We start from the raw sequence: 14,772 nt of genomic DNA on the forward strand, positions 1-14,772 counted from the left end.
ATGTTAGAAATTCTGGATCTATCCTTACAAGAACAATTAGAACTTAGAATTGAGCGAGAAATCAGTAACCAGATGGACGCAATAATTGAAAAAGTAAACAAGATAGCTAAAAAATTCTCCATTGCCACAAAAGATAAAAAATCTCCCTTCAAAAATGTTCTGGCTGTTGCTACTGATTCCAGTTCTTCTCTTGAAGTTATCAAAAACTACATTCGCTATCAGATAGGCCGCAAAGATTCTAGTCCTATCTGGAAAATTCTCAACGAGGAAGATATGTTTGCGATAGCATTAGTTGAAGAACTTGACAAATTAAATGAGGACGTTACAAAGATATTACAAAAACTGAGGAGGAATATACCTAAAAGCAATCCTCTGGAATCTTATCTGACCGATACTCAGAATCGGGAGAGAATAGAAAGAAATATTCATCTCAAAATTGTACAGCTCTATCTAGGCTATCTAGCACGAGAGCATACAGCAATGGTAGGAGAGAGAACTTTAGCTCAATCAACTTAGAAAAAACTCAAAATTGATAGCTCAAAAAATAGGAGAAAAAGTTATGTCTCGTCAAATCAAGCCTCGTTTAGTTATTTCAACTGTTGGTACAAGTTTACTTACTAATCAAATTGATAGTCAGTGTGAACCAGATTTGGCTTCTCAGTTGCAGGACAATGCCAATCTAACTGAACAAGAGATTAATCCTGGTTCTGAGATTGATAATATCATTCAAGACTTAAAGCAGAGGGCTGAAGACAAGCTCAACGAAGCTAATACAATCGAGATCAGAGAAACGAGTGCTGAACTAAATGGTATTTATGGATTATATGACGATCAGCTAGAAAAAGGTAAGCTAGACCATCATGTACTAATTACTACAGATACAGTACAGGGAAAAATTACAGCAGAGATTGTTGAAGAGTTTTTAAGGGAGCGAAGAATTAGTGTTGAAGTTTACACCCCTGCAAAACTTTCAACAGCTAATACTCAAGATTTTAATCAGGGAATTGACAATTTGCTGGACTGGATTCATAAACGAGTGAAGGAAGACAAGGAAAAAAACTATGAAATATATTTCAACTTGGTAGGTGGGTTTAAAGCACTGCAAGGATGTATGAATACATTTGGGATGTTTTATGCAGATAAAATAATCTATATCTTTGAAGGAGCCAAATCAAATTTAATTACTATACCTCGTTTGCCAATAACCGTAGATTATTCCCGGCTGACAGATCATGTACCTACTCTAGCATTGCTCAATGCTGATACTGGGCTACTTCCATCAAAAACCGAAAACATTCCAGAAGCTATGATTGCAGAAATTGATGGTAAAATGATCTTTTCTAATTGGGGACAACTTATTTGGAATCAGTGTAAAAATGATTTTTTATCCAAGGAACTCCAAGATTTTCCTAGGATATCTTACAAAGATACGTTTAGAAAAGACTATAAAAATATTAGTGAAGACAAATATAAGGTCGATCTCCAAGAAAAATTGGCTAAAGTTTCCGGCTTACTCGAAGAATCTAACGGTGATACTGCTTATCTCAAAAGCAATGGAGGTTTACTCTATGAAGTATATCAAAATCAAGGAGATATTGCACACTTCCGTATAACGGAAGGTATACGAGTTAGTTGTACAGCTTCAGGGGGAGTTGTAACACTTCGTCGCTACGGGAAAGAGCCAGATGTCAATAAAAATCCTTAATAATTATCAATTGAATAAAAGGATAAGTCATGTTTGACACATTCAAAAACCGACTGGAAATCACGGGAACCCTGACAACTGTAACAGCACTTCGCATTAGTAAAGGTCGATCGACTGAACCCATTGGCTCCGATCTACCCGTAATCAAAGATGCCTTGGGTAGACCATTGATTCCCGGCTCAAGCTTTAAAGGTGCACTCCGATCGCGCTTAGAAAGCTTCCTGCGAGGAATTTTGGGCAGCGATCGCAAACTGGTAGCCAATCCTGCCATAGAAAACGAGTGGTCGATTACCTCTGGGGAAATGAAGATAATCAAAGAAAATTTCAAAGATGACAAAGCTCTAACTGCCGAGATTCTCAAGCATACCGATCTAGTATCTCGTCTTTTTGGTTCCCCTTGGCTTGCCAGCAAATTCCAAGTGCGGGACTTAACTGTACAACCCGATGCGTGGTTCGGACAATATCAAGAACGAGATGGAGTAGCCATTGACAGAGATACCGAAACCGCCGCCGACGGGAAACTTTACGACTTTCAAGTTGTCCCCGCAGGTACTCCCTTTGATTTTAAAGCGGTTGTCGAAAATGCTGAAGAGTGGGAATTGGGCTTATTGGCGATCGGCTTGCATCAATTTGAAACAGAACAAATACCTCTCGGAGGAGGGCGATCGCGCGGCTTAGGTGTGGTTAAACTAGAAATTGATAAAATGCGCTGGTTTGACTATCCTGAAGATAGACCTGACTTGTTAATTGAATATCTGAAAAAATTGGTCATGGGAGACGATACTGCTTATGAAGACGCAAGAGATTTCAAAGACTATTGGGTAGAAGAACTTATTAAGCATCTCAACGAGAAAACTTCTGACAAATCTCAAGCAACATCTGCGAGGTAAATATGAGTTTAAATAATTATCAATGTTTTCCAAAAGTGTGAAGTTCAACTGAATAAGTTAGTAGCTGCTTAATTTTAAACCATCTCTCAACCGACTAAATTATGCACAAACGATTTGTCAACCACTGTACCATTGACTTAACTCTCATTCCCGACGGCCCAATTCTCATCAAATCCGGTAAAGAAGGAGCCGATCCGACTAAACCGGATATGGAATTTGTCGAGACTTACCACGCAGGAGGCAAGTCAATTTATCTACCGGGAAGCAGTTTAAAAGGTGCTATTCGCGCTCATGCTGAGAGAATTGTCAGAACCATAGGAACAGATAGTAATCCTAATAATCCAGACATTCTCTGGGCTAACGATCCATTGAATGACAATTACGATTACTTACAGAAGAAATCATCCAGCGATATTTACAAGTTATCTTCATTTACCGATCGCATTTTCGGCAACACTTCAATTGCTAGCAGACTTAGAATAGAAGATGCTCACCCAATTGATAAGAAACAGCTTAAAATTCAAGAACGAAATGGAGTCGCGATCGATCGCGTTTTTGGTTCCGTAGCCGTGGGCCCATTTAACTATCAAGTCTGCACCGCTGGAGAATTTCGCACTAAAATACATCTGAAAAACTTTTCCTTAGCACAATTAGGCTTAATTGGCTTAGTTTTGCGAGACTTAAATGATGGCTGGTTTGGCATCGGTTTTGCTAAATCTCGCGGTTTGGGGACGGTGACAGTAAAATTTAACGAAGCCGTAGTTCAGTATCCCGGTTGTGTATTAGATGAAGATAATCGCCAAATTAAACAAATAGTAAAGCCTGGTCAATGGGGACACGCTTTCTTGCTGGGTGCAGGAGAATTTTTAGAAGTTGATGAAGCCGGAAATTACGGCTTTTCTCAACCCGATCGCGAACAAACTCCAATTGCTGCTGAACCGATGGATTTAGGTTTTGGAGTGCAGCTAAAATGGCAAGGTGATGGTGAGACTGGTGTACCCAATTTATTTAAATGTGCAGTTTCTGCTTGGAGTAAGCTTTTAACAGGTGCTGTAGCATGAATACAGGTTTTGTATATGTTCGATCGCGTTTATCACCGGATGAAGCCAAAAAGTTGCTAGAAGAGTTAGCAACTGAGGAAAGTTACTATTTTGTGCGATCGCCCCACGCAGTCAGTGGCATTTGCAGGAAATTGCCCGATGAGTTGTCTCTCGGCTTTGAAGGGCAGATGTTTAATAGCGATCGCGAATTGCGCTGGAAAAAGCAGGGAAGTACATATGAAGCGTTAATCCTGAGTAGGGTTCCAGCCGATTTAGAGGGATTTGAGGCGATCGGCGAAAATTGGGAATGCTGCGATCGCGCTGCTTACTTTCACAGCCTTGACGAACCCAAATTTCCTAAAACTTTTATCTATAAAGGAGAAAATGACGAAAAAATTGACTCTAAGAATATTACCATAGGTCAGCGATACTTTAAAGACCAAAGAACTGCCACCGTTCATTTTATCGCCCTCACCGTCAGGAGTAAAAAATGACTAATAATCCCGTACCTAAACTCCGAGGTTCTACACCGCCGCCAAGCCGCCCCGTTTCTAATAACTATGCTGGTGAAATCGGAGTGCCTAAACCTTATGAATTAATTAGTTTTCCCAACGAACGCCCGCCGAAAAAAGCTCCTGCCGGACATCACAAATATTTGGTCGATCGCCTGCACGGAACTTTGTTTATCACTTTGAAAGTTCAGACTACTTTGCACGTCTCTACAGGCGTAGTTGTCATGGGTAGCGACATAGGCAGCCGCGTCCCTTTAATCAAAACAATGGTTCAAAATATTGACCAAAAACTATCAATTCAAGGTAGTTCTCTCAAAGGCTGCATCCGATCGGCATACGAAGCCATTACTAATAGCACTTTAGCAGTAATTACATCAAGATACAAAGATAAAATTCCGTCCGATCGCCTGCCTTGTAAAAATAAACAAGAACTCTGTCCGGCAAGTCAAGTATTCGGTGCTTTAGATTGGCAAGGGCTAATTGAATTCAGCGATGCTAAATGCGAAAAAACAGGTTTTGCTACTGGATTTATGCCATCTTTATATCGTCCCCGTCCTGACCAAAGAAGAGCATATTTTGACCAAAGAGGTAATGTAGCTGGACGCAAGTTTTATTATCACACAATTAGAGCGATCGACAAAGGTCAAAATCAAGGCATTACTGTTCAGCAAGCTGCTAAAGAGTATACTTTTAAAACACAGATACAATTCAAAAATTTAACGCCAGCAGAGTTGGGAACGCTTTTGATTGTGCTGGGCCAAGATCCAAAATATGCGATCGCCCTCAAGGTAGGTGGCGGGAAGCCGATCGGCATGGGAACCATGACTGTGGAAGTCACAGCAGCAAGGGTGTTGCAGAACAAGGGAGATTTGCGCGATCGCTATTCTTCCTACAATCCTCCCGAATCTGACAGCATGAATGGCACTGAATTGCAACAGTTCATGCAAAAAAATATTCAAGCTGCTCATTCGAGTTTAGTGCAAGCAACTCAATTGCAAGAACTGGCTGAAGTCTTAAAATATCCGACCGATCGCGAACCTCCAACAGGAATGTATTAAAGATGTCGAATACTGAATTAGTCACAGAATCTTTGACCGAACACCAGTGGGGAATTGCTCACGCGATCGCGCAAACTCTGGTAAAAGAACAAACCGATGTCAATGAATTGGGAAAGGCGATCGCCTATCTTCGCGCTTCAGTCAATGAGTCCAATGCGGGAGCGAGGTTTTTCAAATACTTGAAAACCTTAGTCAGTAATGGCAGACAAATCGGTCACAGCAAAAAAACATCTGACTATTACCAGAATATTGACGAAGCTTGCACCAAGTATCTTCAAAGCGAACAAACTAATCCGCAGAAAATGCTGGAAATTTTAGGTTGGTCAGCACGTCTGATGAGATATTACAGAGAAGCTGTGCCAATTGAGGAAATTGTTGCGCCAGTAGCCGAGTCAGCGCGGCAAGCGGAAATTGCTCAAGTTATGCAGTCTGAAAAGTTTGAAATTGGTCAAATCTTGGCAGCTACTGTTATTGCCGTAAAAGCAAATAAGGTAACTTATGAAATTCTGGGAACTATTAAGCTGACGGAAAAAGAACCCAAAAAAGCTAGTTCTCTCCAAGAAGGACAAGCTGTCGCAGTCAAGATTGTCGCTATCAAGGAAGATGGGAATCTCAAAAGTGTAAAATGTGTGGACTGATCTAGCCATCAAATCTACCAACTTTTACGGATTATAACAATAGTCCGGACAGTGTTTAGGTCGTAGTCTGAAACCCTCGATTTTCCGTTGGCAGCTCGCCCAATCGCCCTAAACCCCTTATTTGAGACTGGACAACCAAAAACTGTCTGCGGAAGTATTGTTACAACAGGGTTGCACATGAGTTATGAAAAGGTTTAGAATGGTTAGTGTAAGATTCTTAAAAACTTTAGTTGTTTATGGATAGCCCCCAAATGGTCAACTCTAAACTATCTCTAGCTAACTCTCAGCCGTTTATGGAGAAATACCAAAACGAATCTGACTATTACTCAGCATTGAACCGTTCCGAGTCCACTCAAAAGAAAGTCAAACAGAAGTATTGTGTAGCTTGCTATACAGTTTTCTGGGGAAATGCTGTTCCAGGCTACTTTGTCTCGTCACAAAAGTCCGAATACCGACTTGTAGCCTAACAGAAAACGGCGCAGCTTAAATAATTAGCTCCTAAAAGCAGCCCATTGTGTCAGCTAGCGTTTGCCTATAAACTAGGAACTGCCCACATGAATATATCCAGTTCCTAGTTTTAAACAAAGCCCAAGAATCTGTGATAGTTTTTCTAAGATAATACCTAAGGATGACACAAATGAATGATGTAGAAAAAAACAAAGTTTATCTGGTGACTGGTGTAGTAATAGCTATTGACGAGAGCGATGGGATATTAATAGCAGGGATGTTATCAGATAGTCCTTTTACTGCGGAAGAGCCAGAGTCAAAACAGACACAAAATTTGGTAGGCAATTTTGCATTTACCAGGCAAAAAGCCAAGTTTTTAAGAGACCGTCTTAATGAATTTTTGCAGGAATAGACAATGACAGTAATCACAAACTCAAGAGCAGAACTTCAAAGCTCAAAATCGAATCCAAAAACTTTTAAATTCTTTGAATTCCCTCCTTCTCCTCTGAAACCAAAGCAGTCATTTAAATCGCCTACTGCTCCTGTTGAAGTACAGGAATTAGTCCAGAAGTTAGCCAAGATAGATGGTGTCGCCAAAGTTAGAGCAATAGCTCCTAGAACGGAAGACATTCACTGGATTGAGTTTGAATTAGAACTATGCCCTGAAACAGAGTTGGATTATGAAACTTGGGACAAAATCCAAGACTTAGTAATTGATTGTGAATGGGATTTACGCGATAAAACTAATGAAAAATGGTACTTTGACGAAAAACTCGTGGAAAAGTTTGTCAAAATCCAAGACGGAGCGAAAGAAGTTGCTCGATCGGAAATAATAACTTTGTCAAGTCCTACAAGTTATTATAATCCAGTTAAGTCTGGCAGTAATTGGTATGTTATAGCTAGAACTTAAAACAATTAGGCGTTGCTGAATAGAGACATAATTCATCGACGATCTCGATACACACGGCAAGGGAGAATAACCGTTCATTCCTACCCAAATTTATATCTGCGATCGGCAACGCCAAAGATTAAATTACTGAACAAACTAGAAAGTAGCTGTTGATTTTTATGCCGAGCGAACAGTCCCATCGCGAACAAGCTAAGAATAATGAAGAGGCGGCACTTAGTATCAGAGATACTTTTCCTGATTGGGCAGTGACAATGTGTTTTTACTCAGCTTTACACTGCATCGAAGCTTATGCAAAGGTTCAGAAAGTCGATCTTGAAGAAAAATATCAAGGTTCCTCATCGCCACACGATCGCCTGTTTGATTATGTTCGTGACATTGCTGACAGGCGAGATAGAAGCTTGGAGAAGGCTTATAAAAATCTGAAAAATGAAAGTCAAATAGCGCGATACTTAACAGGTATGAAAGCAGGTATAAAAACAAGTATAAAAACTAATTCTCGGTTTCATTATACTAGACATACAAAAATAGATGTCGATCGGTCTTTTGATAATCTACAAATAGTTAAAAAGCTATTAAATCCCTGAGAAAAAGATATAAAACTCAGCTTCTAACTTTCACATACTTGAATTTTAAACAAAATAGGGATAGGCTGGTAAGCTTAAGAAGCAAGAGTTTCTTAAGTGAAAAATCAAACAACTGCCAACTTCCCCTAACGGGGACGGAAACAAACTCTTCCGTAATGCTGAATAACAGTCAGATTCATTCTGATAGTTGCTCAGACTTCCCCGCAAGGGGACTTTAATCATCCACCTAATTGACCCAAACTTTCCCGATCGCCCGATCGCCCTTCACCTCCCATAAGGCTAGACTGGTTTAGAGTTTTACCACAAAAATTTCTCCCCCTTCATGAACATCGCCTACCTAGTCAACCAATACCCCAAAGTCAGCCACAGCTTCGTCCGCAGAGAACTCCTAGCCGTCGAAACTTGCGGCCTCAAAGTCGGGCGTTACTCCATTCGATCCTGCGAATCCGAACTCGTAGACGGCGCAGACAAACAAGAACAAGAATTGACCAAAGTCATCCTAGGAGTTGGCGTACAGGGCTTAGCGTTGGGCTTACTCCGCACTGCCGCAACTAGACCAATTCGATTCCTCGAAGCTTTGCGCTTAATGTTCAAAGTTGGCTTACACTCAGAACGCGGGATTTTACTGCATCTAGCTTATTTCGCAGAAGCTTGCATTCTTTTAAACTGGTTCGCAGAATCCGGTACCACACACGTTCACGCTCACTTCGGCACAAATTCCACAACTGTTGCAATGTTATGTCGCGTCCTAGGCGGCCCGACTTACAGTTTCACCGTTCACGGCCCCGAAGAATTTGATAAAGCTACACTTCTTTCCTTAGATGAAAAAATTAAACGATCGACCTTTGTAGCAGCAGTCAGTTCCTTCGGCAAAAGTCAGCTATTTCGGTGGTGCGATCGCGCTTATTGGTCAAAAATCAACGTCATACACTGCGGCGTCGATGCAGCATTTTTAGCCGCACCCCACGTCCCCATACCCGCAGCACCCCGCTTAGCCTGCATCGGGAGACTCAGCGAACAAAAAGGTCATTTGTTACTACTAGAAGCCGCCAGCAAGCTAGCCGTTCAAGGCTTGGAGTTTAAATTGGTATTTGTTGGAGACGGGCCGCTGCGAGCTGAAATTGAACAGCAGATTGCACAACTCAATCTGCAAAACTATATAGAAATTACCGGCTGGGCCAGTGGCGATCGAGTTCAGAAAGAGATTTTAGCTTCCCGCGCCATGGTATTGCCGAGTTTTGCTGAAGGTTTACCCGTCGTAATTATGGAAGCCCTCGCTCTCAATCGACCTGTAATTAGCACCTATGTTGCTGGTATCCCGGAGCTCGTAGAACCCGGTGTTTGCGGTTGGTTAGTTCCTCCCGGTTCCGTAGAAGCATTAGCGGTTGCAATGCGTGCGGCATTGGAAGCACCTTTAGAAAAGCTAGAAGAAATGGGGAAAATAGGAGCCGAACGGGTTGCTCAACAACATAATGTTGATCTAGAGGCAAAGAAATTAGTGGCGCTATTTCAAGGATCTATTCAACAATCATCATAATATAAGAAGACCGGGCGGTTAAAACCGCGTCGATACAGACGAAACCCGCCTCCGCGGGTTGAAGAATTGGCGATTTCAACCGCCGAATTATCTTTAGTCCGCGGAGGCGGACTTTGTTTGTGTAGACGCGGTTTCAACCGCCGTCTTATCTTTTTAAGGAATAGCAACTTCTCTCAACAACTTATCAACAATCGTCTTCGCCTTCCTTCCCCCCGCCGGAATCAACCGATGAGAAAGTACGTGCGGCGCTAAATCCTTCACATCATCCGGGGTAGCAAAATCCCGCCCCGAAATAAATGCCAATGCTTGAGATGCCCGGTGCAACGCCACCGCACCACGGGGACTCACGCCTAGAGTAATCTCTTCATCCTGGCGAGTCGATCGCACCAAATCCACAATATACTGCTTCAAAGAGCCTTCCACCTGCACCGCAGCGCACAAACGGCGCAATTCCTGCACCTGTTCCAAGGAAATACAAGGCTGCAAATCTTCCACAGCAAAAGTATCAGACAGCCGTTCCAACATTTGCAACTCTTCCGACGCAGCGGGATAGCCCAACGTCAAAGACAAAGTAAATCGATCCATCTGCGCTTCCGGTAGCGGAAAAGTGCCTTGATATTCGATCGGGTTTTGAGTTGCAATCACAAAAAACGGCGCCGGAACATTCCGAGAAACTCCATCTACCGTCACCTGCTTTTCTTCCATCACTTCCAGCAAAGCAGATTGAGTTCGCGGCGTCGCCCGATTGATTTCATCCGCCAGCAAAACATTAGCAAAAACTGGGCCCGGCAAAAACTCAAACTTGCCACTGCTAGGATTCCAAATATTAGTACCGGTAATATCCGTTGGTAACAAATCGGGAGTACACTGAATTCGTTGAAACTTCCCATCGATCGATCGCGCTAAAGACTTCGCTAACAGCGTTTTTCCCACACCAGGCACGTCTTCCAGCAGCGCGTGTCCGCCCGAAAGCACGGCTACAAGTACCAAGCGAATAGCATCCGCTTTACCGACAATTGTCTTGCCTAGATTTTGTTTGAGCCGCTCAATATGTTCTCTCATATCCCTGATTTTTAAGTAGAAGGAAGAAGGAAGAAGGAAGAAGGAAGAAGGAAGAAGGAAGCTTTTTAGCCTTCCGCATTTTACCTTAATTACGTTGATTTACTTAATTGCTAATTGCTAGTTGTTAATTGCTTGTTCTTTTATTCTCACTCAGCCTGCGCGGACTTCGTTTTTGTACACGCGATTTCAATCGCCCAAGCAAAACTATACACAATGGATTCATAATTAGGACGGGCTAGAAGCCCATCCCACAATTATTTTTCTTGTGGGATGGGCTTCTAGCCCGTCCGAAATTTTGCTTAAAAAAACTTTTGCAAGAGATCTATTCATCATTGGCAGCTAACACCTTTCTAGCAACATCACAATCTGCCTGAATTTGATTTTTGAGAGCATCCAGAGAAGCGAATTTTTGTTCGGGTCGCAAAAATTCTATCAAACTTGCGCTCAAGGTTTGACCGTACAAATCCCCAGACCAATCTAACAGATGAACTTCTACAGTTAGTTGTAGACCGTTTACCGTCGGGCGGCAACCAACATTCATCACCCCATTTATGAATGATAAATCTGATGCTTGGCGCGGAATTAGAGATTGGGGATTTTCCCACTTATAGGCAGAATTTTCATCTTTTTTGATGATTCCGCCTCCATCCTTCACCGAGACTCGCACCGCGTACACGCCAAAACGCGGCAAAAATTTTTCCGGTGGCAGTTCGATATTAGCAGTCGGAAATCCGATCGTCCTACCCAGCCGCTGTCCGCCCACCACAGGCCCGACTAAACTGTAAGGCCGCCCCAGCAACTTATTCGCTTTTGTGAGGTCGCCGGATGCTAAACCTTCGCGGATCGCGGAACTGCTGATTCGATCGCCCTCATCGCAATTGTGCAGGGGTATCAGCGCAACATCAATACCGTAACCCGAGGCGATCGACTGCAAATCTACAGCCGTCCCAGCACGTCCGCGTCCGAACCGAAAATCCACCCCCACACTAATACGACTCGCTTGCAGTTGCCGCACCAGAATTTCCTCGACAAACTCAGCAGCAGTCAATGCTGCCAATTCTCGATCGAACGGCAGCAGCACAAGTTGCTCGACACCCATTGCTGCGAGCAATTCTACCTTTTCTGCCAGAGGTGTCAGCAGTTTTTTGGGTTGACCTGTAAAAAATTCTTGCGGGTGGGGATTGAATGTCACCACAGTACCGTAAAGCCGATCGCCCGCAGCATCATCGCGACCAGAGAGGCTGTTGCCCTCGGCCCGGGGGTGCGCCACGATCGCACCATTGAAATTCAGGGCGCTGCGGGCTGTTTCCGGCAGTGCTGCTGAGTCGTTTTCCCAGCTTGCCGGATGTTCGCCTTCCAAATTTTGATCTCTGCCAGCGTTTGGGCGCAAGTTTTGCCCCGACGCAGAAACCGTCGCAGAAGTTAGCCCCGGCGATCGATTTAAAATTGGCTGCACGACTTGTTGATGCCCTAGGTGCAAACCATCAAAGTTTCCCAAGGCAACAGAAGTTGGAGTCAGAGCAGCGGTTGAAGAAGAAGTTATCCACACGCTTAAGATTTTGCCATACTTAGCCAGATTGCGATCGCCAGTCGATTTTAGATTTTAGATTTTAGATTTTAGATTTGACTCCACAGAATCGATACTGGGAGTTAGAACTTCGATCTAAACTTTTTGGTTCTCTACGACTTAAGCCGGGGCTTGTATCCGTCTTTGAGTCAGGTCAGCCCTCACTTAAATTTTAGATTTCAGACCTCAAGATTTACCATAAAGAATTGGTTGAAAGCCTCTCTCTTTGAGGGAGAAATAAAAATCAGACTATTCATTACTCCCATCCTCTTCCTTGTAGATGCCGCTCTCAAACTGTCAACTGTCAACTGTCAACTGTCAACTGTTTAAGAACCATCTGGCAATCTCAAATCCATCACGCAGGCACTTTAGGGGCTTCCACCGACCCTTCAGACGACCCTTCAGACAAATCCTTGTTTTGAGGAGGCAGCAACTGTAACGACAAACCTTCCCGCGCCATCAAACTGTTCGGGAACCTTTGAGCCACTTGCTCTCCCACCTTGTCTAAAAACTCGTCATTGTGCAGCGGATCGTGGTGAAAAATCACCAACTTTTTGACATTAGCAGCCTTTGCCACCTTCACCGCTTCCTGCCAAGTCGAATGTCCCCAGCCAACCCTGCTAGACTTTTCCGAATAATACTCATCATCCGTATAAGTAGCATCATAGATCAGCACCTCAGCATCGCGAGCCAAATACAGCACATTTTCGTCCAAACGATCGGGAAAATGTTCAGTATCAGTCACGTAAGCAGCCGCATAACCCCGCCAGTTGACGCGGTAGCCGATCGCTTCACCGGGGTGGTTCAACAAAGCTGTTTCCACCTTAATCTCTCCGATTTCCATGGGTTCACCCACTTCTATATCGTTAAATTTCAGGTCTGCCCCCATAATTTGCAGGGGCACCGGAAAATTAGGGTGGAGCATCTGGTCGTTGAGTCGCTGCTGGATAGTAGCTTGATTAGGAGTAGGAGCAACGGCCCCATAGATGTGAAAACAATTGCCTTTAATAAAAGCTGGGACAAAAAATGGGAATCCTTGAATGTGATCCCAGTGAGTGTGAGTAAAAAACATATGAGCTTCTACGGGCATCTGCGACAGGAGAGTTTGTCCCAAAACCCGCAACCCAGTACCGCCATCGAAAATTAGGCGGCTGTCACCCACTCGCATTTCTATACAGGGCGTGTTGCCCCCGTAACGTACTGTTTCAGCTCCGGGAGACGCTATACTACCTCTAACGCCCCAAAAGTGAACCGTAAATTGGTTTTGCATACTAGACATGGGTTTTCCTGCAAGATTGTTCCGGCGAGCCATCGATAAGGTGTTTACATAATATTAGTAAGGCTTTTACCATCAAACCCAAGCTTTTTGACGGTCTAGTTTCCCACTTGTTGGAAGTGCCAAGAGTCTCGCTTCCCAGAAAATGCAAAACTGTTGGGCTTGATAACTGAGGAATAAATTACAAGGTGGACTGATGAAGTCTCGATCGTAACTATTCTTTTCTCTCTTCACTAGCGTAACCGATACTTTTTTGCTAACATTCGTCAACAAATACATAGGCTGAGATGTTCTCTCAACCAAGGTGTATCAACCGATGCCCGCAAGAAAATCCCGCGAGCACCATTTAGATCCCTGTTCATGCAGCGTCCATCTCGGTCTCTAATAACACGAGAACCGCCAATCTTCTTGACTTCTCCAGTCCAAGAAACTGTCTTTGATGTATAAGCTTCGTTGATGTCAGTCAGGGCTACCTTACCTGACTCCCAAGCTTTCCATTCAAGATGTTTCTTGAACTGATAATGAGATAAAGTCAGCATCTGACGCACGGTTTTAGAGCGAATTTTGCGACGTGACTTGCTAACCATCTTTGAAGATTCAAATGATGGCAATAAGATGACATCGAAATTATCAACTAAGAATTTAGCAGTCTTGTCGTGCAACTCTTTAACCATGTGTTGAACCTTGGACTTCAACCTGTCAGCAGCCTTTTTAAATCTTTTCTTCTGCGCGCTAGGAGATGCGCTCATTTTTGAGATTAACCTGTCTAGCTTGAAGCACAGTTTTTGGATTTGAAGATTGGAGTCATTGCCGAGATATCCGTAAGAACTCTCGGAAATAAAAGTCATGAACGTGCGAACACCGGGATCTAAGGCAACCACGCGACCTTGGTTGTCGGTCTGACGCGGCTGCACTTCTTCGGAGACAATTAGATAATACTCGCCATAGGCAAGCATTAGCCGTCCGTCACTGAAATCCTTGGGTAATGCCTCTTTCAGCTTTGACCGACCCAATATTGTGTGATAGATGCCACAATCTTTGATTGCAGATTTAGGGATGTAAATAGATTGCTTTGTATCCTTGCGACTGCGGAATTTACAGCGACGCACTTGTCCGTCTTTTTTGAAGTCTGCTTTGGCTTTTTTGACGGCTTGACAGGCGTCTTTAATTGCAATTGATTTAATTTGAAATGGAACCGATGACGCCCAGTCAGGTAATGAGTTGAGAATCCCTGTCTTGATCGTTAGCCAGTTGGCTTTGGTTCCCGGCTCCTGTAAGTATTTAATTGTTGCATTAAATACGAATCGGGAAACACCGAACCATCTTTTCAACAGAGCTTTTTGTTCAGGGCTGGGGAATATTCGGATCTTTCTTGATTTTCTGGCTGTAGCTCCTGAGGCCGTGCATTCGGCAACGGTAGCCGTGAAGGATGGCAAGAAAATCGGCTGTGAGTTCGGTTTCAGGGCAGTGAAAAGGGTTTGAGAGAACCAGGAGTTCTCCACCGTTTTGCTTGACCATAAACTCGAATAGCTCAAATCCGAATCTG

At 43.4% G+C, this 14,772-nt stretch carries 16 protein-coding genes; 12 read left to right on the forward strand and 4 right to left on the reverse strand.

Annotation, left to right across the window (positions count from 1 at the left end):
- From JGK07_RS01230 to JGK07_RS01285, 12 genes are all read left to right on the forward strand, one after another.
- A complete protein-coding gene (locus JGK07_RS01230) occupies positions 1 to 516 on the forward strand; it encodes a hypothetical protein (RefSeq protein ID WP_293241269.1) in 516 nt (171 codons plus the stop codon).
- A gap of 13 nt (positions 517 to 529) precedes the next feature.
- Positions 530 to 1,705: a putative CRISPR-associated protein gene (locus tag JGK07_RS01235; RefSeq protein ID WP_293290673.1), complete on the forward strand. Its 1,176-nt coding sequence runs from the start codon at positions 530 to 532 to the stop codon at positions 1,703 to 1,705.
- A 29-nt stretch (positions 1,706 to 1,734) separates the two neighbouring features.
- Positions 1,735 to 2,595, forward strand: a complete 861-nt coding sequence (gene csx7, locus JGK07_RS01240; protein WP_293241273.1) for a CRISPR-associated RAMP protein Csx7 — start codon at positions 1,735 to 1,737, stop codon at positions 2,593 to 2,595.
- A gap of 101 nt (positions 2,596 to 2,696) precedes the next feature.
- A complete protein-coding gene (locus JGK07_RS01245) occupies positions 2,697 to 3,656 on the forward strand; it encodes an RAMP superfamily CRISPR-associated protein (RefSeq protein ID WP_293174767.1) in 960 nt (319 codons plus the stop codon).
- Complete coding sequence (locus tag JGK07_RS01250; protein WP_293174764.1) at positions 3,653 to 4,129, forward strand: hypothetical protein; 477 nt, start codon at positions 3,653 to 3,655, stop codon at positions 4,127 to 4,129. The genes JGK07_RS01245 and JGK07_RS01250 overlap by 4 nt, the downstream gene beginning before the upstream one ends.
- The gene (locus JGK07_RS01255) at positions 4,126 to 5,205 is read left to right on the forward strand and encodes an RAMP superfamily CRISPR-associated protein (RefSeq protein WP_293174761.1); all 1,080 of its coding nucleotides are present in this window, start codon (positions 4,126 to 4,128) and stop codon (positions 5,203 to 5,205) included. The genes JGK07_RS01250 and JGK07_RS01255 overlap by 4 nt, the downstream gene beginning before the upstream one ends.
- A gap of 2 nt (positions 5,206 to 5,207) precedes the next feature.
- Entirely contained in the window at positions 5,208 to 5,843 is a 636-nt protein-coding gene (locus JGK07_RS01260; protein ID WP_293174758.1) for a hypothetical protein, read from the forward strand.
- 236 nt (positions 5,844 to 6,079) lie between these two features.
- Positions 6,080 to 6,310 carry a hypothetical protein gene (locus tag JGK07_RS01265; protein ID WP_293174755.1) on the forward strand — a complete coding sequence of 77 codons (231 nt, stop codon included), beginning with the start codon at positions 6,080 to 6,082 and terminating at the stop codon, positions 6,308 to 6,310.
- Between the two features lie 170 nt (positions 6,311 to 6,480).
- Complete coding sequence (locus JGK07_RS01270) at positions 6,481 to 6,702, forward strand: hypothetical protein (RefSeq protein ID WP_293174752.1); 222 nt, start codon at positions 6,481 to 6,483, stop codon at positions 6,700 to 6,702.
- Positions 6,703 to 6,705: 3 nt separating this feature from the next.
- Positions 6,706 to 7,200, forward strand: a complete 495-nt coding sequence (locus tag JGK07_RS01275; protein WP_293174749.1) for a hypothetical protein — start codon at positions 6,706 to 6,708, stop codon at positions 7,198 to 7,200.
- A gap of 158 nt (positions 7,201 to 7,358) precedes the next feature.
- Complete coding sequence (locus tag JGK07_RS01280) at positions 7,359 to 7,784, forward strand: hypothetical protein (RefSeq protein ID WP_293174746.1); 426 nt, start codon at positions 7,359 to 7,361, stop codon at positions 7,782 to 7,784.
- Between the two features lie 322 nt (positions 7,785 to 8,106).
- Positions 8,107 to 9,321 (forward strand): glycosyltransferase, encoded by a 1,215-nt coding sequence (locus JGK07_RS01285; RefSeq protein ID WP_293174743.1) that lies wholly within the window; start codon positions 8,107 to 8,109, stop codon positions 9,319 to 9,321.
- Positions 9,322 to 9,474: 153 nt separating this feature from the next.
- On the opposite strand, the gene JGK07_RS01290 is transcribed toward JGK07_RS01285, so the two are convergent.
- The 4 genes from JGK07_RS01290 to JGK07_RS01305 all read right to left on the reverse strand — a co-directional run bounded on the left by JGK07_RS01290 (position 9,475) and on the right by JGK07_RS01305 (position 14,728).
- Positions 9,475 to 10,383, reverse strand: coding sequence for a MoxR family ATPase (locus tag JGK07_RS01290; RefSeq protein ID WP_293174740.1), 909 nt, complete (start codon positions 10,381 to 10,383; stop codon positions 9,475 to 9,477).
- Between the two features lie 322 nt (positions 10,384 to 10,705).
- On the reverse strand, positions 10,706 to 11,932 hold the full coding sequence (locus JGK07_RS01295; RefSeq protein WP_293174737.1) for a bifunctional riboflavin kinase/FAD synthetase: 1,227 nt from the start codon (positions 11,930 to 11,932) through the stop codon (positions 10,706 to 10,708).
- A 373-nt stretch (positions 11,933 to 12,305) separates the two neighbouring features.
- Positions 12,306 to 13,229, reverse strand: coding sequence for an MBL fold metallo-hydrolase (locus tag JGK07_RS01300; RefSeq protein WP_293174734.1), 924 nt, complete (start codon positions 13,227 to 13,229; stop codon positions 12,306 to 12,308).
- 263 nt (positions 13,230 to 13,492) lie between these two features.
- On the reverse strand, positions 13,493 to 14,728 hold the full coding sequence (locus JGK07_RS01305; RefSeq protein ID WP_293174989.1) for a transposase: 1,236 nt from the start codon (positions 14,726 to 14,728) through the stop codon (positions 13,493 to 13,495).
- Positions 14,729 to 14,772: the final 44 nt, after the last annotated feature.

The sequence above is a fragment of the Microcoleus sp. PH2017_24_DOB_U_A genome, from assembly GCF_020738205.1.
Taxonomy (GTDB): Bacteria; Cyanobacteriota; Cyanobacteriia; order Cyanobacteriales; family Microcoleaceae; genus Microcoleus.